The 21,298-nt window shown below is 46.1% G+C and carries 17 protein-coding genes and 1 pseudogene; 4 read left to right on the forward strand and 14 right to left on the reverse strand.

Annotated elements, in window-relative coordinates:
• Positions 1–5: 5 nt before the first annotated feature.
• Positions 6–2,516, forward strand: coding sequence for a PAS domain S-box protein (locus tag ACH19P_RS11010; protein WP_462158593.1), 2,511 nt, complete (start codon positions 6–8; stop codon positions 2,514–2,516).
• A complete protein-coding gene (locus ACH19P_RS11015) occupies positions 2,509–3,495 on the forward strand; it encodes an HD domain-containing phosphohydrolase (RefSeq protein WP_462159344.1) in 987 nt (328 codons plus the stop codon). Before ACH19P_RS11010 ends, ACH19P_RS11015 begins: the two co-directional genes overlap by 8 nt.
• Here the strand turns inward: ACH19P_RS11015 and ACH19P_RS11020 are convergent.
• A complete protein-coding gene (locus tag ACH19P_RS11020; RefSeq protein ID WP_462158594.1) occupies positions 3,492–3,893 on the reverse strand; it encodes a VOC family protein in 402 nt (133 codons plus the stop codon). The two genes, ACH19P_RS11015 and ACH19P_RS11020, sit on opposite strands and share 4 nt — an antisense overlap.
• Positions 3,883–4,557 (reverse strand): HD domain-containing protein, encoded by a 675-nt coding sequence (locus tag ACH19P_RS11025; RefSeq protein ID WP_462158595.1) that lies wholly within the window; start codon positions 4,555–4,557, stop codon positions 3,883–3,885. The genes ACH19P_RS11020 and ACH19P_RS11025 overlap by 11 nt, the downstream gene beginning before the upstream one ends.
• Before the next feature lie 185 nt (positions 4,558–4,742).
• On the opposite strand from ACH19P_RS11025, the gene ACH19P_RS11030 reads away from it, so the two are divergent.
• Entirely contained in the window at positions 4,743–5,933 is a 1,191-nt protein-coding gene (locus ACH19P_RS11030; protein WP_462158596.1) for a class I SAM-dependent methyltransferase, read from the forward strand.
• A gap of 47 nt (positions 5,934–5,980) precedes the next feature.
• On the opposite strand, the gene ACH19P_RS11035 is transcribed toward ACH19P_RS11030, so the two are convergent.
• From ACH19P_RS11035 to recR, 10 genes and pseudogenes are all read right to left on the reverse strand, one after another.
• Positions 5,981–6,280 (reverse strand): PilZ domain-containing protein, encoded by a 300-nt coding sequence (locus ACH19P_RS11035; RefSeq protein ID WP_462158597.1) that lies wholly within the window; start codon positions 6,278–6,280, stop codon positions 5,981–5,983.
• A gap of 24 nt (positions 6,281–6,304) precedes the next feature.
• Positions 6,305–6,676 (reverse strand): response regulator, encoded by a 372-nt coding sequence (locus tag ACH19P_RS11040; protein ID WP_462158598.1) that lies wholly within the window; start codon positions 6,674–6,676, stop codon positions 6,305–6,307.
• Between the two features lie 72 nt (positions 6,677–6,748).
• Positions 6,749–10,651, reverse strand: coding sequence for an ATP-dependent RNA helicase HrpA (gene hrpA, locus ACH19P_RS11045; protein WP_462158599.1), 3,903 nt, complete (start codon positions 10,649–10,651; stop codon positions 6,749–6,751).
• A gap of 67 nt (positions 10,652–10,718) precedes the next feature.
• Positions 10,719–11,147 carry a CBS domain-containing protein gene (locus ACH19P_RS11050; RefSeq protein ID WP_462158600.1) on the reverse strand — a complete coding sequence of 143 codons (429 nt, stop codon included), beginning with the start codon at positions 11,145–11,147 and terminating at the stop codon, positions 10,719–10,721.
• Positions 11,148–11,235: 88 nt separating this feature from the next.
• Positions 11,236–12,270, reverse strand: a complete 1,035-nt coding sequence (locus ACH19P_RS11055) for an isoaspartyl peptidase/L-asparaginase family protein (protein WP_462158601.1) — start codon at positions 12,268–12,270, stop codon at positions 11,236–11,238.
• A 93-nt stretch (positions 12,271–12,363) separates the two neighbouring features.
• Positions 12,364–13,692, reverse strand: a complete 1,329-nt coding sequence (locus tag ACH19P_RS11060) for a GGDEF domain-containing protein (protein ID WP_462158602.1) — start codon at positions 13,690–13,692, stop codon at positions 12,364–12,366.
• Positions 13,693–13,801: 109 nt separating this feature from the next.
• Positions 13,802–14,404: a class I SAM-dependent methyltransferase gene (locus ACH19P_RS11065; RefSeq protein ID WP_462158603.1), complete on the reverse strand. Its 603-nt coding sequence runs from the start codon at positions 14,402–14,404 to the stop codon at positions 13,802–13,804.
• 47 nt (positions 14,405–14,451) lie between these two features.
• Complete coding sequence (locus ACH19P_RS11070; protein WP_462158604.1) at positions 14,452–14,973, reverse strand: YcxB family protein; 522 nt, start codon at positions 14,971–14,973, stop codon at positions 14,452–14,454.
• Positions 14,974–15,101: 128 nt separating this feature from the next.
• Positions 15,102–17,017 (reverse strand): annotated as a pseudogene (gene htpG, locus ACH19P_RS11075) (molecular chaperone HtpG).
• A 143-nt stretch (positions 17,018–17,160) separates the two neighbouring features.
• Positions 17,161–17,769 (reverse strand): recombination mediator RecR, encoded by a 609-nt coding sequence (gene recR / locus ACH19P_RS11080; RefSeq protein ID WP_462158605.1) that lies wholly within the window; start codon positions 17,767–17,769, stop codon positions 17,161–17,163.
• A gap of 346 nt (positions 17,770–18,115) precedes the next feature.
• Here recR and ACH19P_RS11085 point away from each other — a divergent pair, with 346 nt between their 5' ends.
• Positions 18,116–18,262 (forward strand): hypothetical protein, encoded by a 147-nt coding sequence (locus tag ACH19P_RS11085; RefSeq protein WP_462158606.1) that lies wholly within the window; start codon positions 18,116–18,118, stop codon positions 18,260–18,262.
• A 151-nt stretch (positions 18,263–18,413) separates the two neighbouring features.
• Here the strand turns inward: ACH19P_RS11085 and ACH19P_RS11090 are convergent, their stop codons facing one another.
• Together ACH19P_RS11090 and dnaX are read right to left on the reverse strand one after the other, a co-directional pair.
• Positions 18,414–18,740: a YbaB/EbfC family nucleoid-associated protein gene (locus tag ACH19P_RS11090; RefSeq protein WP_462158607.1), complete on the reverse strand. Its 327-nt coding sequence runs from the start codon at positions 18,738–18,740 to the stop codon at positions 18,414–18,416.
• Positions 18,741–18,796: 56 nt separating this feature from the next.
• Positions 18,797–21,298, reverse strand: coding sequence for a DNA polymerase III subunit gamma/tau (gene dnaX, locus ACH19P_RS11095; protein WP_462158608.1), 2,502 nt, complete (start codon positions 21,296–21,298; stop codon positions 18,797–18,799).

Raw genomic sequence — 21,298 nt, forward strand, 5'->3', positions numbered from 1 at the left:
CAGTCTTGAACACTGCGGTCGACGGTATCGTCACTATCACAGACAAAGGCAAAGTCTTGAGCTTCAATGCTGGCGCAGAACGCATCTTGGGTTACACCAGTGATGAAGTCGTCGGGAATAACGTCAAAATGTTAATGCCAGACGATATCGCGATACAACACGATCACTTCCTCGCTCGCTACAAAGAAACGAAAGAGCGCAACATTATCGGATATGGCCGTGAGGTATTGGCGCAGCATAAAAACGGTCATACATTACCCATCCACCTCGGCGTGGGTGAAGTTGCTTTGCCAGATAAGAAAATCATGTTCGTCGGCTTTATCACTGATCTCAGCGAACATAAAAAGATGCAGCAACAGCTGGCAGCTCAAGAGCATCATTATCGAACGCTCATTAATAATATGCCTGGGGTGGCCTTTCGGTGTCGTTTGGATAAGTATTGGAGCATGGTGTACATCAGCCCTATTGTAGAGAGTCTTACTGGCTATACCGATGAGGAGTTTGTGAATGGGCATATCCACTTTTCTGACTTAATCGACCCCGAGTTTGAAGAAAGCTTGCGCGAGAAAATTTACAATGCCATTGCGCTGGAGCAAAGTGACTATTCATTTGAATATCAAATCAAAACCAAATCGGGTAAGCAAAAGTGGATACTCGATAAAGGGACTTTCGAGCCAGACGACACCAATGAAATGTGCATAGCTGGTGTTTTGGTTGATATCAGCGAACGTAAAAGCATGGAACAACAGCTCATTGCGGCTAAAGATAAAGCAGAAGCCGCTGCTGAGACAAAGCAAGCTTTTCTAGCCAATATGAGCCATGAGATACGTACTCCGATGAACTCAATTATTGGCTTTTCAGAAGTACTACTGGACAGCCCTTTGAGTAAAAATCAACGACACCAACTTACCAATGTATTGCAATCCGCTCGCTCTTTGTTGCACTTACTCAACGACATTTTGGATTCCGCTAAACTAGAGCAAGGGAAAGTGTCTATTGAACGGATCCCATTCGATCTGTTAGCGCTATGCGACTCTGTTGTATCTAGTTTCTATCATCAGGCTCAAAGGAAAGGGTTAACGTTAGATATGCAGTTAGATGCATCTCTTGCGACCTATTATGAAGGTGATCCTCAACGTATTCGCCAGGTACTTATCAACCTACTAGGCAACGCCCTTAAATTCACCGAGCAAGGCCGTGTTGCTTTACAGGTAGTCGTGGCAGGCAAAGGTGTGCGATTCGTGATAAGCGATACCGGGATAGGCATTGCACCGGAGCGAATCAATGCGATATTTATGCCGTTTGAGCAAGCTGATGACAGCACAACTCGCCGTTTTGGCGGGACTGGACTTGGCACTACAATTTGTCGTCAATTAGTTAATTTAATGGGCGGCGACATAGATGTGCAAAGCACGCTGGGAGCTGGGAGTGAATTTAGCTTTAACCTTCCACTTTCCCAGGCAAGTGATGAACAAGTCAGTGAGTTACAACAACAAAGTAGCACTACAAATAAACTACCGAAAATGCCGACATTGCATATTCTGATTGCAGATGATGTCGCGCAAAACCGCGAATTGCTTGAATTGAGGCTGGGTAATTTAGGCCATAAAACTCAAGTAGCCGTCAATGGCGAAGAAGCGGTTGCGAAAGCCACTTCCGAACACTTTGACGTGGTCCTAATGGATATTCACATGCCTATTTGTGATGGTTTAGAAGCAACGGCTCGATTACGTCAACACGAACGAGAGACAGGCGCACCAGCAACCGTGGTCATAGCACTTACTGCAAGTGTACTGCAAAGCGACAGAGAGGCCGCGAGGAAAGCAGGAATGGACAGCTTTGCGACTAAACCTGTTGTGGTTGATGATTTGATGTGTGATGTTGCTCGACTGCTGGATATTCAAGTTGATGTCGCCAACGAAAATATTGTTCAGCATAGCGTTCACACCGGCAATATTAGCGTCAATGAAGAAAAAGGCGTTAACCTATGGGGAACACTAGAATTATACATCCACCAACTGCAACAGTTTTATGCTGACAGAGCCAGAGATGTCAAAGCACTCAGTCACTTTGATCAATTGGATGATGAACAATTAATGCTAGTTCATACCTTAAAAGGCCTTGCAGGCAATCTATGCCTGCCTAATTTGAGTGCTCAACTGAATGATATTGAACGCCAAGGTAAGGTAACCGATGAACATCGATTTGCATTATTCAGTTGTTTAGATGAAATTGACGGCTATCTGCAACATCACCCCCTTACCCACGTCACACCCGCTCAGGTATCGGTAGCCAACGTATCTGTATTGAAGCAATTGCTGCCGCATATTCAAGAGCTGTGCGATAATTTTGAATATGACAGCGACAGTTGTGAGCAACTACAAGAAGCTGCTGGGCAACAGTTCATGGACGATGTCGAAAAAATTATCGAACTAATTAATGAGTTCGAATTTGACAAAGCCAAACAACACATCGCCACCCTTGTATCCCAATTAGAGAGCTTTGATGATGAATGAAGATCCACGTCCTACACTGCTCGCGGTAGATGATGAACCCACAAATTTAAAAGTGCTCAACGAGGTACTTGGTAAAGACTATCGCCTCATTTTTGCCAAATCTGGAGAACAAGCACTGACGTTAGCGTCACAAAAGCGACCGGATCTTATATTGTTAGACGTGATGATGCCCAATATGTCTGGTTTTGATGTGTGCAAAGCCCTGAAACAAGACCAAGAGACCGCAGCGATTCCCGTGATATTCGTGACCGCAATGCAAGAGGAAATAGACGAAGCGAATGGCTTTGCGTTGGGTGCCGTAGACTATATCACCAAGCCAATTAGCCCTGCCATTGTCCGCGCCCGAGTGAAAAACCATTTATCTTTAGTTCAAGCAGATTTATTAAAATCAGCACAGCTCGAATTGATTCAAAGATTAAGCCACGCGGCGGAGTACAAAGACAATGAAACAGGCGAGCATATCATTAGGATGAGTCGCTATTGTCATATCATCGCTTTGGCTGTTGGCATGGGTGAACAACAAGCTGAGTCTCTGCTGCTAGCTGCCCCCATGCATGACATTGGCAAAATTGGTATCCCCGACAACATTCTTCTCAAGCCCGGCAAACTAGATAATGACGAATACCAGCACATGAAAGCCCATGCCACCATTGGTGCGGATATTTTAGCTGGGTCTAATTCGGCGTTGATTCAGCTTGCACATCGCTTGGCGCTCGAGCACCATGAGCGTTTTGATGGTAATGGCTACCCGAATGGCCTCAAAGGTGAAGAAATATCTATTGAGGGGCGAATTTGTAGTATCGCAGATGTGTTTGATGCCCTCACCTCCCGACGCCCATACAAAGAGCCGTGGCCAGTCGAAAAGGCGCTCGACCTCATGCGCGAAGAAAAAGGCAAACATTTTGACCCCGAGTTAGTCGATGTATTTATCTCTCAACTCGATAAAATATTGGCAGTAAAAGAAAAGTATTCTAACTAAAGGCGAGATTGTAGCGTCGTATGCTCAAAACACGTGATCTCGTGCATGTTACCACTGGGATCACGAAAATACATTGAAAATGACACTGTGTGATCCGCTAAATGTACACTCACACCATGCTTTTGCAGATGCGCTCGCCATTGAATGAAGGCTGCGGCATCAACATTAAACGCGATACCGTTGCTGCGTTTATTGCCTTCAAATAATGCTAAGCAAATGGACTGGGCGTGATCTTTTAGCATCAACGGTCCATCTTCTTGTTCGTGATACCAAAACTCCAGTTCTGGCACAACATCGAAGCCCATTACATCGTAATAAAAGACTTTGGCCTCCGCCATGTCATCTACTTGCAGATGACAGTGATGAATTCCTCTAAGCGGTGGCACACTAGTATTCATAGACAACGCCAATTTCTTCACCTAACTGACTCAAAAAATCGTGCATATATTGTGTACGCTTTTGGGCTTCAAGGCGTGCACTCTGTGTTTGCATGCTATCGGCTATGCCCAATAATTTCACAAAGAAATGGTCAAGCGTATATTTACCATCATCCGCTTCTCTGTGGTAAGCGAACGGGTCAGTGGGGTGATATAACCCTCGACATATTGCGCCACCCACTTTCATACAACGACTAACCCCAATTGCCCCGAGCGCATCCATCCTGTCAGCGTCTTGCACTATCTTGGCTTCTAAGGTCAGTGGTGTAATATTGGCGCTGAAGCTATGAGCCACGATAGCGTGATGTATAGCGTCGAAATACTGCTCGTCATAATTGATGCTATGAAGAAAAGACAGCGCTTTGTCAGCTGCCATCTGCGAAGCCTTAGCCCTATCTGGGTGATTTTTCGCCACGGCAACACAATCATGCAGCCAAGCAGCGGGTAACACCACTTCCATTTTTGCTTGCTCTTCGGCGCACAACATTTTGGCTACTTTGACCACACGCTCAATATGAGTGATGTCATGAGCGGCATCAGCACTGCCACATTCAAGAAAAAAATCTCGGCAGATATTCTCTACTTTCTGTAAGTGAGGTGATAATTCAACGAGTTGTTTATTCACTGATTCTCTCTATTAAGACCGATTATTTTTAGGCCACACTATGGCGAGTAGTGGATGTTATCAAAAACGTCTACGTTAATTAACTCAAATGACATTAAAACACGCTAACTAAATTGGCAAAATTAATTTGAGTATCGGCGCATCACTGCCTAGAATAGCGCCTCATTTCACAAGCGGGAACAGCTATGGCCGGTGCAATTTATCTTCAACCTGGACGCGAGAAGTCTTTAAAGCGTAAACATCCTTGGATTTTTTCTAAGGCGATTAAAAAAGTGAAAGGCAATTTAGCACTTGGTGATACTGTAACCGTCTATGACAGCAACGGTAAATACCTTGCCACGGCAGCGTACAGCCCTGAATCACAAATTCGCGCGCGGGTGTGGTCCTTTAATGAAAAAGAAGTCATTGATGGTGAGTTTTTCTATCAACGTCTAGCGCGCGCTTTCTCAGTGCGTGAGCACACAATTGAATTGGGTGGCCTTACAGGCTTTCGTTTGTGTGCAGGTGAATCAGATGGCTTACCGGGTGTCACCATCGACAAGTTTGATAATTACTTAGTATGTCAGTTGCTAAGCGCAGGTGCGGAGCGCCACAAGGGTGACATTGTTAATGCCCTACATCGCTTATTCCCTGAGTGTTCTATCTATGAGCGCTCAGACGTTGATGTACGCAAAAAAGAAGGCCTCGCACCAACCACAGGTGCACTGCTAGGTGAAGCGCCAACAGCACCAGTACTTATTCAAGAAAATGGCCTAACGTGCGAAGTGGATATCATTGGCGGCCATAAAACGGGCTTCTACCTTGACCAACGCGACAGTCGTGCAGCACTGGAGCGCTATGTGAAGGATAAAGAGGTCCTCAACTGCTTCTGTTACACCGGTACTTTTGGTTTGTATGCGCTACGTGGTGGCTGTAAAGAAGTGACAAACGTTGACGTATCACAGAACGCGCTAGACATCGCAAAGCGTAATGTTGAGCACAACAATCTTGATATGAGCAAAGCACAATTTGTAAAACAAGACGTGTTTAAATTACTTCGTGAGTACCGCGAACAAGGCCGTAAGTTCGACACCATAGTGATGGACCCACCAAAATTCGCAGAGTCTAAAGCACAGCTGACGGGGGCTTGTCGTGGCTATAAAGATATCAACATGTTGGCCATGCAGTTATTGAACCCTGGCGGCACCTTGTTGACGTTCTCTTGCTCAGGCTTGATGGAGCAAAACTTATTCCAAAAAGTAGTCGCGGATGCAGCGTTAGACGCCCACAAAGATTTGCTGATTGTTGAGCGCTTGAATCAAGCGGCAGACCACCCAATCTCTGGGCCTTATCCAGAAGGATTTTATCTCAAAGGCTTGGTTTGTAAGGTCTATTAAACGCAAGCTGGTGAGTGGCAACCGCCACTCACACGCATTTTTTTGGGTTAATTAATATCCAGCATCTCTACACCCACACAATACTGCCCATCCTCATCTTGAGAACATCGCACTACGCGGGTCAGCGCTTTTAAAGGGGGAATAGCACCACCGGAGGATTTAATGTGCACAGTTGCTGTAACGCCAGGATCAATGGCTTGTTCAACGTACAAATTCATCCCCGTCGCGCTTAAATCGCGGCAGGTCGCTGCGAGTGAGATTGATTGATTATTGATAGATAACTCTATGGTGGCTTCAGTATCGACCGTCATACGGCGAAAGTTGCGGCGCTCATCGTTATAAAGCATGGTTATTATTCTCCTTATGATGCTTTAAATCAGCGTTTGCAAGCTCTCCAGTAGCTCATTAAAGGCCAAGGGCTTAACAAAAAAGCCATCACATCCAGATTCGAACGCTTTTGTCTTTGCCTCTGCTGACTCTAACCCAGAAATAATTAAAATAGGTATCCCACTGGTTTCAGGTGTATTTTTCAAGATTCGACAAGTATCAAACCCATCGAGCCCAGGCATACACACATCCAACAAAATAGCATCTGGGTTAATGACAGAAACTTCCTTTAAGCATTGCTCGCCTGATTTAGCGTATTCCAACTCAAATTGTTCTCTCAATACATCAGTGTAGAACTTAAAATTGAAATACTCATCATCAACGATAAGAAGCTTCGCTTTATTGACCTTTCGCAACTAAAATCCCTATCCCTGTAATACTACTCACTGACCGGTAATTATAACCTAATTCAGATAAAGTTCAGGCAATTAATTTTGCGTAAGGTATTCATTTATAAGGTTAAGTACCCTTTTCGAAGACACCGGGTAAGGCGTACCCAAGGTTTGGGCAAAAAGTGACACACGTAACTCTTGCTGCATCCAAAATAGATCCGTTAGTGCCGGAGGTTGCGGCTCACCTTTTGGATGTTTCGCTACGCATTTTTGATACGCGTCGGCTACTTTGTCCAATTCTAAGGTGCACAATCGGTCGCGATTAGGGTCAACAGGCAACTTTTCCAAACGTCGGTCGATGGCTTTAAGATAACGGCCAAGGTCCGCCATTTTACTGGCGCCATGATGACTGACGAAGCCTTTGAAAATTAAACTCTCTAACTGAGATTTAATATCACCGTGGGCGGTGATCATGCTCAAATCCACCTTACCTCGCATACGCTTGTGAATCGCGTGAGCGAGACTAAGCACCTGCTCCACTTCTAACGCAATGGCGACTACCGTATCGCCGAGCTCACCGCGTATATGCTCTTTGGCGTTTTCGAATTGCTCAGGCTCACGGATATCACCAAAGTCGGCTAATAGCTTATCCACCCCCGCAGATATACAATCATCAATTAATAACTGCACTTTCCCAAAAGGATTGAAATACAAACCGAGCTTGGCTTTATTCGGCAAATTTTGTTGCAGGTATTTAATCGGCGATGGAATGTTGAGTAACACCATACGACGCAGGCCTTGTTGATGTGCGGCATTGGCTTTAGTCGGTGAATCGAACAACTCGATTGCAGTGCTGTCTTTTTTATCGACTAAGGCCACAAACGCTTTAACCTCGTATTGGCCTTGTTTCTTAACATACGACTGCGGCAGAGAGTCAAATTCCCATTGTGTTAAACCTTGGCGCTCAATGCCCTCATCCGCTACTTGCGACAGCGTTGAGCTGACCTTATCAGCGAGCTGTGCTTTAAGTGCGTCTAAATCATATCCACGTGCGACTAACTTATTTTTATCATCACGTACTTCAAAGGCAATTCGCAAATGTTCATCCAAGGTGCTCGTGTCAAATTGCTCTGCATCCACTTTTGCACCTGTCATACGGAATAAACGCAGCGCGAGTGCCTCCACCAGCTTACCTTGCAATGGCTCAACAGAACTTAATACCGCATCCGCATAGTTAGGTGCAGGCACAAAATTTCTACGCTGAGCTTTTGGCAACGACTTAATAAGCGCACAAATCAGTTCATGGCGCAGCGCTGGAATATGCCAATCAAACCCTTCAGCTTGCACTTGATTCAACAGTGCCAAGGGTATTTGCACCGCCACCCCATCAACATCTTGCCCAGGCTCGAAGCTGTAAGTCAGCGGCAACACAAGATTTCCCTGCATCCAAATATCAGGGTAATTGTCAGCAGTAATTTCATCTGCGCCGTGTTGCATTAAATCCGCTTTGGTCATGTGCAAAAAGCGTTTGTTGTTATTCTTTTGCGCTTTGTACCACTTTAAAAAGCTGACACGGTTACACACATCTGCGGGAACGTGCTTGTCGTAGAACTCATACAAGGTGTGCTCATCAACAAGGATATCGCGTCGACGTGCTTTGTTTTCCAAGTCTTGTACTTCTTCGATGAGCTTGCGATTGACTTGCAAGAAGGACTCGTTCGCGCCGAGTTCCTGCTCTACCAGTGCCGTACGAATGAAAATTTCACGACTGACTACTGGGTCGATTTTGTCGTATTGTGCACGCTTTTTCGCAACGATAGTTAAGCCATACAGGGTTTGCTGCTCAAAAGCGATAACGGCACCCGCTTTTTTCTGCCAATGCGGTTCACTGTAGCTGCGTTTAACCAAGTGCTGGGCATTAGGTGACAACCACGTCACATCAATTTTGGCGTTTATACGCGCATACAGCTTGGAGGTTTCAACTAACTCAGCTGACATCACCCATTTAGGGCGTTTTTTAAATAGGTTTGACCCAGGGAAGATATGGAACTGGCTATTGCGAGCACCTTGATAAAAGGCATTCTTATCGTCTTTTTGGCCGACATGACTCAATAAGCCGCTGAGTAATGCTTGGTGCACACTTTCAAAACTCGGTTCATTATTGGAGTCTTTCAATCCCATCTCGTCGCAAATAGTCGAGACTTGATAAACAATGTCTTGCCACTCACGCACACGCATATACGCCAAGAATTCTTGCTTACAAAGCTTGCGGAACTGATTATTGGTCAGCGCTTGTTGTTGCTCTTCGAGGTAGTTCCACAAATTTAAGAAGGCGATAAAGTCTGAATCATCATCATTAAAACGCCCATGCAGTTCATCTGCTTTACCCTTCTTATCTTGCGGTCGTTCACGAGGGTCTTGAATCGCCAATGCCGCGGTAATGATGATCACTTCGCGTAGCGCGCCAATCGGCACACTCGCCAACACCATTTTTGCCAGACGTGGGTCCAGCGGAATGCGCGCCAAATCTCGACCCGATTTTGTTAACGCAATTTGATTGCGGTGTTTACCCTCTTTTACCGCTTCCAACTCTTCAAGAAGACGCACACCATCACTGATATTACGGCCATCCGGTGGCTGCACAAAAGGAAACTCGCTGATATCCCCAAGTCCTAAGCCGAGCATTTGCAAGATAACTGACGCCAAGTTAGTGCGCAGGATCTCTGGGTCGGTAAACTCTGGACGCCCCAAAAAGTCTTCTTCTGAGTACAAACGAATACAGATACCCGCTTCAACACGACCGCATCGGCCTTTACGCTGGTTAGCACTGGCTTGCGACACCGCCTCTATTGGCAAACGCTGCACCTTGGTGCGATAGCTGTAACGACTAATACGAGCGGTACCCGGGTCGATGACATAGCGAATACCCGGCACGGTTAACGAAGTTTCAGCCACGTTGGTCGCGAGCACGATGCGACGTTTATTTCCAGGATGGAAAATTCGGTTTTGCTCGGCATTTGATAACCGAGCATACAAAGGTAACACTTCGGTATGCTTGAGGTTACGCTTACTCAGCGCATCGGCGGTATCACGAATTTCACGCTCACCATTCATGAAGATGAGAATGTCGCCCGGGCCCTCAGCGTACAGCTCGTCTACCGCGTCAAAAATTCCTTGGAGCTGATCGTTCTCATCCTGCTCCTCATCGTTACCTGTTAATTCTGTAAGTGGACGATAACGCACTTCAACTGGGTAGGTACGCCCAGAGACTTCAATAATGGGGGCATCATTGAAATGGCGTGAAAAGCGCTCTGGGTCGATGGTCGCCGATGTAATTATGATTTTTAAATCAGGACGTTTAGGTAATAAATTTTTGAGATAGCCAAGAATAAAGTCGATATTGAGGCTGCGCTCGTGGGCCTCGTCGATAATGATGGTGTCGTATTGATTGAGATAGCGATCATTTTGAATTTCAGCGAGCAAAATACCATCGGTCATGAGTTTGATGTAACTGCGCTCACTGACCTGATCGCTAAAGCGGATTTTAAAACCGACAGTTTGGCCGATTTCGCTTTCTAATTCTTCGGCGATACGCGCGGCAACACTGCGCGCCGCAAGACGGCGTGGCTGAGTGTGGCCAATTAAACCTTCAACACCGCGGCCTAACTCCAAGCAGATTTTCGGTAATTGGGTTGTTTTACCCGAGCCGGTTTCACCAGCAACAATCACCACCTGGTTATTGGCAATCGCTTCTTTAATGTCTTCGCGTTTGTCGCTCACTGGGAGCGCAGCTGGGAATGTCGGTTTAGGTAGTTGCGTTAAGCGGGTGGCACGAGATTGGATACTCGCATCAATAGCACCAGCGATTTTAGCGATAACACTTTGTCTTTTCGCTTCATCACTGATTTTCTGCGCCCCTTGTAGGCGTTTTTTGAGTATGAACTGGTCTTTTTTTAGACACTCATTGAGCTTGGCGTACAAGGCTTTGCTGGCGGACACTTAGCACCCTAATTAACTGCATAAAATGGTCGGCCAGCTTAGCAAAATATCGCTCTAAAGTGTATTGTTAAACAAAGCGTTTTCCCGGTGCATAATTGTCGTGCAGGTGTTTATCTAAGGCCAATAAAACATGTGCACGAGTGATCACCCCCATCAACTTGCCGTGTTCATCGCACACCGGATACATTTTTGGCTTGTTGATTTGCATGGCCTCCGCCAATGCCATCACGCTGTGTTCCGGTGTAACGCACAAAGGCTCGTTAGTCATCACATCGCCAATGACGCAATGCGCCTCGTTTTGATAGGTGGAATTGAGCATTTGCTTGAGGCAGTCCTGTTCAGACACAAAACCAATAACGGTGCCCAAATCATCAACGACCGGCCCCCCTGTTTGCCCGCTTTGAATTAACTTTTCGACCGCACTTTCAATGGACATATTTGCTTTAAAAGTAACAGGTCTGTGGTTGTAATAATCAGCTACTTTAATTGATTGCATACGCACCCCCAAATAATGTTAGCGCCAACACTGTAACTATAGTTGGCGCTTGGGATTTTGCGTAATTTAAGGGGTCGGTAAACGCTATTTATTCGTCCTTAAAAATGCCCACATAGGTCGGTGTAGAATTACTCTTACTGGCGCGATACATACCTGCGGTATTAAACGGCATACTGATGTTGCCTTTGGCATCAACAATAATCACACCACCAGTGCCACCCGATTCAAACATAGGGCCAAAAATCACTTCGTTACCTGCTTGTTCAATGCTTTTGCCTTGGTATTGCACACGGGCGCAAATATCACTCGCCACTTGGTAACGAATGAAGTATTCACCGTGGCCTGTTGCAGACACCGCACAGGAATCATTGTCAGCAAATGTGCCAGCGCCTATCACTGGTGAGTCACCAATGCGACCAAAACGCTTGGCCGTCATGCCGCCAGTGCTGGTACCTGCCGCGATATTACCTTGACTATCCAACGCCACCGCACCCACAGTGCCCATTTTATATTGGTTAGGGAGTGCGTGATGCAATGCTTGGTAGTCTTTGGTGGCAGGCTTAGCTTTATCCAACTTTTCCTTTGCTTTGAGTAGCGCTTCATAGCGATGTTCGGTATCAAATACGCTGTTGTCCACCAGCTTCATGCCTTGCTGCTGCGCAAATGCTTCCGCACCTTCACCACTGAGCATGACATGCACTGAGTTGGTCATCACGAGTCGCGCAAGATCAATGGGGTTTTCGATGTGTTTAACACCCGCCACAGCACCTGCTTCTCGGGTACGACCGTCCATAATTGACGCATCCAACTCATGCTCGCCTTCATAGGTATACACTGCGCCTTTACCTGCATTAAAATACGGCGAGTTTTCAAGTACATTGATTGCCGCGTTGATCGCATCCAGACTCGCACCACCTTGCTCAAGGACTGCGTAACCCACTTCCACAGCCTCAGTCAATTTTGCACGATAGGCTTTTTCTTGCTCAGGCGTAAAACGCGCTTTTTCTATGGTGCCGGCTCCGCCATGAATCGCGATAGCAATTGGAGTCGCTGCTGTGTCTGCAATTGAAGGGAACGAAGACACACTAAGAAGTGCTAAGGCACTCAGGAAAGACAATTTCATACATAGCTCTTATTATTAAGTGATGATGACCCACTATGCGTGGTGAAATCGTTTAGAGCAAGTCGTTGCGATGATTAACCAATGCCGAACACGTTAAGCACTCTCACTGCGGTTGCGCCCAGCTTGTTTCGCACGATACAAGGCCTCGTCAGCTTTTTTCAATAATGACTCAGGTGTGTCTTCGTCGGCTAAATGTGTGGCTACACCGATACTCACCGACAATCGTGAGCCACCCAGCTCATCGATGTGTGCTAGCGCAACCTGTTCACGCAGGAGTTCAGCTTTAGCCAAGGCATCGTTAATTTCTGTGTGATCGAGCACCACGATAAACTCATCCCCACTGTAACGCACAGCAATATCGCTTTCCCGTATGGTGTCTTGTATCAAATTGGCGACTTCGATGAGTACTCTATCACCACTGTCATGGCCAAAAGTGTCATTAATATCCTTGAAATGGTCCAAGTCCAACATGATAAGCGTTAACGGGTGACCATAACGGTTACTTGACTCCATTCGTTTTTGCAGTTGAGAGGAAAGGTGACGACGATTAAACAAGCCTGTTAACGGATCGATAATCGATTCCATTCGCGCTTTATCCCTTTCTTGGATCGTGCGCCGGTTTGAATCTCGAAGCTCATTTACCTGAACCACAATTTTTTGCGCCATAGCATTGAATGCTTTTACGACTGAGCCAATTTCATCGTCTGCCGCATTAGGTACTGGTGTAAAGCGGCCTTGCGCTTCTAATTGCTTTGCCGAAATATGCAATTGCGTTAATGGTTTGACTACTCGTCGTCTGATCAACCCAACTAGCAACAGCATCAATATTAGAAATACAACAAACTCGAGCAAATAGATTATTTGCACCTTATCTAACAACCCATTTAGCTTTTGATGGCGTTCATTAAGGGTTGTCATTTCTAAGGCCTTGAATGCGCGCAATTGGGCACGAATTTCATCCATGTAACGCTGCCCTTCGTCACTGTTTATAAGATCGAGTGACGCTTGCACATCCCCGGTCTTATAAAGTTGAATTGTTTTGGCAAGTTCAGACAGTTTGAGCTCAATTAAGCGCGCCACCTCTTGCAAGCGTTGATGCTGAACAGCGACGTTTTTTTTATTCAGTTGCAGTAATTTTTTGAGGGTTTGTTGCGCCTGCTCAGAACCCGCGGAGTATGGCACCAAATATTCTTGCTTTCCGGTAAGAATAAAGCCCCGCTGCCCCGTTTCCGCATCCGTTAGCTTAAGTAGCAACTGCGACTTTAAATCAAGAATGGTGTTCGTTTCGTTGATTCGTGCTTGCGCTGCATCTGTTTGCTGTTTTACATTCATCATCAGCGCAAAATTGAGCACATACATTGTCATCAAGACAACAAACAGTGTGTAAATACGTGCGCGCAGAGACAATTTAAACACAGCCATAGGAGATAATTTCAGCTAATTACAGTCATTAGCCTAGCTGAAGCAGGTTAAAATGCGAGGTTGAATTACGCTTCGCACACTGTATCAGAAGATGCAATTTACACTGCAATCACCGCTTTTTAGCGACTACTGTGAACAGATGCCAATGATGAGCCTCATTGTTAGCGGTTGTTCCACACACCTCGTGCTCGTCTAATCGAAGAATATTAAAACCGCTAAAACATTCCCTTATTCGTGCCTCATCGAGTACTAAAACATCAGGCCAATAAGCCGCTTTGTTGTAACTCGCGGATGCCATGGTGTCTCTGCATCCTAAAAATGAGCCACTAAACACCCCTCCACTTGCAAGCGCTGTGTTTATGTTTTGCCATACACATTCGAAATCCTCTGGTTTACAAAAAAACAAACTTGCATCGGCAACCACTAAATCAGCTTGGGGATACTTAAAATCTGCAAAACCCGTTTGGGTGAGGTGCACTTGTGCATCATGTTGAAAGCGCTCCATGCATCGTCTAATCGCCTCAGCCTCGATATCAAAGGCATGAACAGTGAAACCTGATGAGCGTAAATAAGCGATGTCTGCTCCCGCGCCACACCCACAATCGATAGCAACCCTTGGTCTAGCCACGCATGTTACAGCGAAGCGCAAATCATCGCGTACAGCACTGTTTTGCGTGCTGTTGTAATAGTGCACTTTTTCTTGTGTGGTCATAGGATCATATCAACAATAATCGGAAGTAATTCTAGCGCCCTATTCCTTTAACCCTGTAATGCAGCGAGTTTAGCATTAAAATCACCGCGTTCTTGCTCGCTAACAAAGGCAGTTTTTGGGATGACTACAGCGATGCTATTATCGATAAATAAATAGAGGTTACCTTGATGCTCATCAACACCTTGAAGCGCTGCCCATTTATATTTGCATTGTGCAAACTCTGAGTGCTCCACGATTCCTTCCTGTGTTAACTCAAGCCGCTTATTCCCTAGCACGATACCATTTTCATCAGGCATTGCATTTCGACGAAAACGCATTTGATGAAGTAATACAGTAACAATAAAAACGACAAAAGGAATTGCCGTTAGGACAGCTGAAGACACGTCAAACCCACTAAATCGTGCTCCGGCCATTCTAAACAGGGTCAAAAACACAATAGTCAATACACACCAAATCAGCATATTCACAATCACCTTAACCGGCTTGTTATTACTTTTGCATAGTTTCTGATAGGTGTAAGTTGAAAAGGTAATGTAGTCTTCTTTGGTAAACGTAAAATTGAGCGTCATCTAGTTCTCACTTCCATGTAACTTACGGATATCTAGATATAATCTCAGGTGATTTTCGCAATGTAAATGACCCAACATAAAAAAGCCCGAGTGGTTAGCTCAGGCTCAACGTTGGGATTGATTTAACTTTACTTGCTTAAATCAAGCATCAGCTTATTCAAGCGAGAGACGAATCCAGCGGGATCCTTCAAGCTACCACGCTCTGCAAGCAGTGCTTGGTCAAGTAGCACTTCTGACCACTGTCCAAACTTGTCTTCATCTTGCTCGTTGTTTAGGTGCTTCACTAACTGGTGTTCTGGGTTTAGTTCGAACACAGGCTTGGTCTCTGGTGCCTTTTGACCGACAGATTCCATCAGCTTGATCATTTGCGAACTCATGTCGTGTTCATCAGCCACAACGCACGCAGGAGAGTCTGTTAAGCGGTGAGTAAAGCGAACCTCTTTTACTTTGTCGCCAAGCGCTGATTTGATGCGCTCAAGCAAACCTTCTACTTCTTTTTCCGACTCTTCTTGGGCCTTTTTGCTGTCTTCGTCATCAAGGTCACCTAAGTCCAAGTCGCCACGCGTAATTGACTGGAACTGCTTCTCTTGGAATTCAGTTAAGTGGCTCATCATCCACTCATCAACACGGTCACTCAGAAGCAATACTTCGATGCCTTTTTTGCGGAAGATCTCAAGGTGTGGTGAATTCTTTGCAGCTTCAAAGCTGTCGGCAACCACATAATAAATTTTGTCTTGGCCTTCGCTCATACGCTCAATGTATTGCTCAAGCGATACATTTTGCGTGTCTTCGTCTGTGTGCGTTGACGCAAAGCGCAACAGCTTAGCGATGGCTTCTTTATTTGCCATGTCTTCAGCTGGGCCTTCTTTGATCACACCACCGAATTCATTCCAGAAAGTTTGGTATTCTTCTGGCTTGTTTTTACCCATGCGCTCAAGCATCTTCAGTACGCGAGATGTACAGCCCTTACGGATTGTTTGGGTGATCTTGTTGTCTTGCAGAATTTCACGCGATACGTTCAATGGTAGGTCGTTTGAATCCAACAGGCCTTTTACAAAACGCAGGTAGCTTGGCATAAACTGCTCGGCGTCATCCATGATGAATACGCGTTGTACGTATAGCTTTAAGCCGCTTTGACGTTCGCGGTTGTATAAATCAAACGGTGCGCGTTTTGGAATGTACAACAAGCTAGTGTATTCAGTTTTACCTTCTACTTTGTTGTGTGCCCAAGTCAGTGGCTCTTCCCAGTCGTGACCTACGTGCTTGTAGAACTCATGGTACTCTTCGTCGCTGATTTCACTCTTATCGCGAGTCCACAGCGCTTCTGCTTTGTTGATTGCTTCCCATTGACCCGGCTGTGCGTCAATTTTCTCGCCATCTGGGCCCTCTGATTCAGGCACAGGCTCACGGTACATCTCTACGGGAATAGAAATGTGGTCAGAATATTTGTTTACGATACCGCGCAAGCGGAAGTCGTCTAGGAACTCTTTTTCATCATCACGCAAGTGCAAAATAATTTCGGTACCGCGCGTTTCTTTGTCAATTTCAGCTAGCGTGTAATCGCCCTCGCCTTGTGACTCCCATTCAATTGCGTGTGTTTCGCCTGCTTTACGAGTGCGCACCGTTACTTTATCAGCCACAATAAACGCTGAGTAGAAACCTACACCGAACTGACCAATTAGCTGCGAGTCTTTCGCTTGGTCACCCGTTAAGTTTTTGAAAAACTCTGCTGTGCCTGATTTCGCAATTGTACCCAGTGCACTGATCACTTCATCGCGGGTCATACCGATACCGTTGTCGGAAATGGTCACGGTACCTTTGTTTTTGTCGGCGCTGATACGAACTTTAAGGTCGGCATCACCTTCGTAAAGGTTACCGTTTTCAAGCGCTAAGAAACGTAACTTGTCAGCGGCATCTGAAGCGTTCGACACAAGTTCACGTAGGAAATCTCTTTGTTTGAGTACAAAGAGTGGATCATAAGATGTAGTAGTTGCTTTACTTCAGTTTGAAAGCCGAGCGTTTCTTTTTCTGATGTTGCTGTCATTTCTCTCTCCGTTAGCAAACAGGTTCAACTGAATTAGTTGAAAAACAGATATGCTCTGTATATGGGGTGAGGCGAAAAAGATTCAAGAGAGATAAAACGAAAAAAGCGCCAAAGGGCGCCTTTTTGCTGAATTTTAGAGCAATTTAGTCGTACGTGACTTGCTTACGCCCATTGAATGCGTGAGAAAGCGTCATGCCATCCACTAAATCTAGCTCACCACCGACCGGTACCCCGTGGGCAATACGTGATGCACCAACTCGGTATTGCCGACATAACTCAGCGATGTAATGAGCAGTTGTTTCACCCTCAACCGTTGGGTTGGTGGCCAAAATCACTTCATTGATGTTGCCTGCCGCTAGTTTTTTCTCCAGCACATCCAGACCAATTTCATTCGGGCCAATGCCATCAAGCGGCGATAAATGCCCCATCAAGACAAAATATAAGCCTTGATAGTGACCTGTTTGCTCCACCGCAAGTACATCCGTGGGCGACTCCACCACACACAACAAGCCTGAATCTTGACGCTTGATGCTGCCACACAGTTCGCATTGCTCCAACTCCGTAAATGTGCGGCAGCTATTACAATGACCAATGTCGGCCATCGCTTGCGTGAGTGCATCACCTAGTTGCGAGCCCCCTTCTCTGTCGCGCTCAAGAAGGTGAAATGCGATGCGTTGTGCTGACTTAGGGCCAATGCCAGGGAGACACCTTAGAGCATCAACAAGTTGCGTAAGTTTTGGCGATAACTGCATTAAATTTCCGATAAAGCTACGGCGCTGTTAACTCAGCGCTCCACATAATTGACGATAAGGTATCAAAACTATAAGAAAAAGTATAAGGGTGTAATGTTTTTGCCGTGATCTGATTGTGCGACCGCATCAATCTTTACTGTTATTCATCACAACTTTGCGACACTGTAGGTGTTGAGTAACTCATTATTTAACTGGGAGTAAGCATTGTAAGTTAATAACCTAGGCGCCCTATAATGAGACCATTTATTATAAGAACTATCGTACTAAACACGTTTCGAGAAGACGGGTATTTTTAAGCCGAGCGCCCCCCCTATAAACGCCCTAAGCCCACCACCAATCGAAATCATTGGAAAAGTGGTTAAGAGATGCAGGAATAGAAGAAAGGTCGCCTTATCAATTGAGGCATACATCTGCGAGCCATTTGCTAGGAGTCAATGCAGATATCCGTTGGCTTGCCACACAAATGGGACATGGTGATTGGGGTTACCTATAAACTATGTATGGTAAATGGATTGAGAACGAAACACCGGATTATGTGAAAGGTTTAGCCAAACAATTAGGTAAGAATATGCTTAATTTATTCCGATTATATTCCAGCACCAAGAAAGCCGACATAAAAGTCGGCTTTTTCATACGCTTAGAACCTAGAACGGCATTTTGAAGCCAGGTGGTAGGTTCATACCGCCTGTTACTTCTGCCATTTTCTTCTGGCTTTCTTCAGCAACACGACGCACGGCATCGTTACAGGCTGCTGCTAGAAGATCTTCAATCATGTCTTTGTCGTCTTCCATCAAGCTTTCATCAATCTCAACGCGACGTACATTGTGGCTACCTAACATGGTCACTTTTACAAGGCCAGCACCTGACTCACCAGTGACTTCTAGGTTAGCGATATCTTCTTGGGCCCTTTGCATGCGCTCTTGCATTTGCTGCGCTTGCTTCATCATGTTGCCCATTCCACCTTTAAACATAGTGTTCTCTCTTCATTTAAATCTATGCTGGCAAAGATAAGGCCAGCGAGGAAAAATTACAATGCTTGCACCGAGTTTTCATCAAGGGTTGCCGAAAATTGCGACATTAACCTTTGAATATTGCTGTCTTCGTTGACTGTTTGCACCGCTTGGTGCAAACGCAACTCATCGATGCTTTGTTGAATCAAATAAGGGGTATTTTCAACCTGTTCAACAAATTGCACATGCAGTGTGATTGCTTGCCCTAGTTGCTCTGACAAACACTCGGCGATTCTATCTCTGAGCGCACCACCATCTAAGTGTTGCTGCTCTTGGTGAACATCCAAATACACATCACCTTGTTGTTGTTTAAACATACTGTGTAATGCAAATTGGCGAGTTCGCCCACCTAAATTCATATCTTCAATCAGTTTTGCCCAGGCATCTTGCTCATGCGCATATTTGATTGCGCTGATTGGGCTAGTAAAGCCTGCCGGAACCGGTATTTGCAATACGGGTTCTTGATTTGCTTCACTCGTACTTGGCGCTTCAAGCTGTTGCAACAGTTCAGGCGCTAATTTGTTCGGGTCAGGCTGATGACGCTCCATTAAGCGCTCAGCTGGCGTTTGGTTGCGTTTTGTGGCCATCGAACTTGGGCGCTTTGGCTGTGGCGGCGGATTTAGCTCCACCACATTCGATTGGGCCGGGTATTCACTGGCTGCTGGCGTATTGCTGTGATCAGCCAATTTTTGGGTTTGCGGTGCGCTTATTTCGGCCCGCTCACCTCGGGCCTCAGTCTTTTTTTCATTACCACCGCTGGCTGGCGCTGGCTTAGCTGTACCCAGCTTACGATTTTGTAAAATACGCGCAATTGCCGACTGAGTTTGCTCTTCCAACGCATTGAGCTGCTCTGCAGGGGCAACTTCTGTTTGCTCATTTGGCTGGGCATCCTCTTGGGGCGCTTGCTGGGCTTGTTGCTGTTTAACTAATGGTTCTGCCACATTTTCTGTGGACTGAGGTTGCACATCAGCAGCGTGTATTTGAGAATCACTCGTTGATTGGGCTTGAAAACCTAAGTCCTGTGCTTGGTTCATCACTGCATCAAATTGTGCAGCGGCTTGCGCCTCAAGCTCTTCGCTAGTTTGCGAATGAGCATCGCCCTGCATTTGCTGATTCATCGCAACGGCAGAATCGTGCGCAGCAGGCATCGATGTAATCGGTTGTTGAGCGGAGGCTGCCGATGGCTGAGTACTATGGTCCCGAGTACTATCGTCCCGAGTACTATCGTCCCGAGTACTGTCGCCCCGAGCCAATTCCGGCCGAGCACTGTCGTCCCGAGCACTATCATCCCCAGTACTTTCGTTCTGAACACGCTCACGCTGTGCTATCTCGGTCGTATTTTTCGCAAGCATCGCACGTAGATTTGCTGCACGCTCTTGCGGCTTGGATTTGGCCGAGGGCATGTCAGCCATAGGCGCTGAATCGCTGGCGCCATAAACGGGTTCGAATGCCAGCAGTCTCAACATCAGCATTTCAAAACCCACTTGGGCTGAACTTGCCCATTGTAAATCGCGCTTGCCGCTTAATAACAATTGATACAGGAGATGGATATGCTGCGGATCAGCGCTTTGCGCTACTTCGCTAACGTATTCACTGTCACGTTCACTCAACGCCGCAGCACTGGGTACGAGCTGAGTAAGCTGAACACAGTGCGTCAGGTTCAACAAGTCATCTAACACAGCAACGTAATTTGGGTTACGAGAAGCCAGATTGCGCGTTTGCTTCATAAGCTCTTCGCCATCTTGCAACAATACGGCACTCAGGAGTTGTTGCGCGTAGCGCACATCCATCAAGCCAAGCATGTCTTTGACGTCGCCCTCTTGCAACTGGGCATTGGTTTGCGCAATAGCTTGGTCTGTCAAACTCAACGCGTCGCGCATACTGCCATCTGCCGCTTTTGCCAGTACTTCAAGTGCGGGCTGCTCAAAATGGATTTGCTCTTGAGACAGAATATTTTGCAGCTGAGTGGTGATTTGATTAACACTCAGCGCACTGAGGTTAAACTGCAAGCAACGCGATAAAATCGTCACTGGTAATTTTTGTGGATCGGTCGTCGCAAGTAAGAACTTAACGTGCTCTGGCGGCTCCTCGAGCGTTTTCAACAAGGCGTTGAAGCTGTGCTTAGACAGCATGTGCACTTCATCTATGAGATAGACCTTAAATTGCCCTCGAGTGGGTGCGTATTGCACGTTATCTAAAATTTCTCGAGTGTCTTCAACCTTGGTACGAGATGCCGCATCAATTTCAATTAAATCGATGTATCTACCCGATTCAATGTCTAAACAGGTGCTGCACTGCCCACAGGGCTGTGCAGAAATGCCTTGTTCACAATTCAGGCTCTTAGCGAAAATACGCGCAATGGTTGTTTTCCCTACTCCGCGAGTGCCCGTAAATAAGTAAGCATGGTGCAAACGCTGTTCGTTTAAAGCGTTTACCAAAGCCTGCTTTACGTGGTCTTGACCCACTAGTTGGTGAAATGTTTGCGGTCGCCATTTTCTGGCAAGAACCTGATAGCTCAT

Source organism: Pseudoalteromonas sp. GB56, assembly GCF_054923835.1.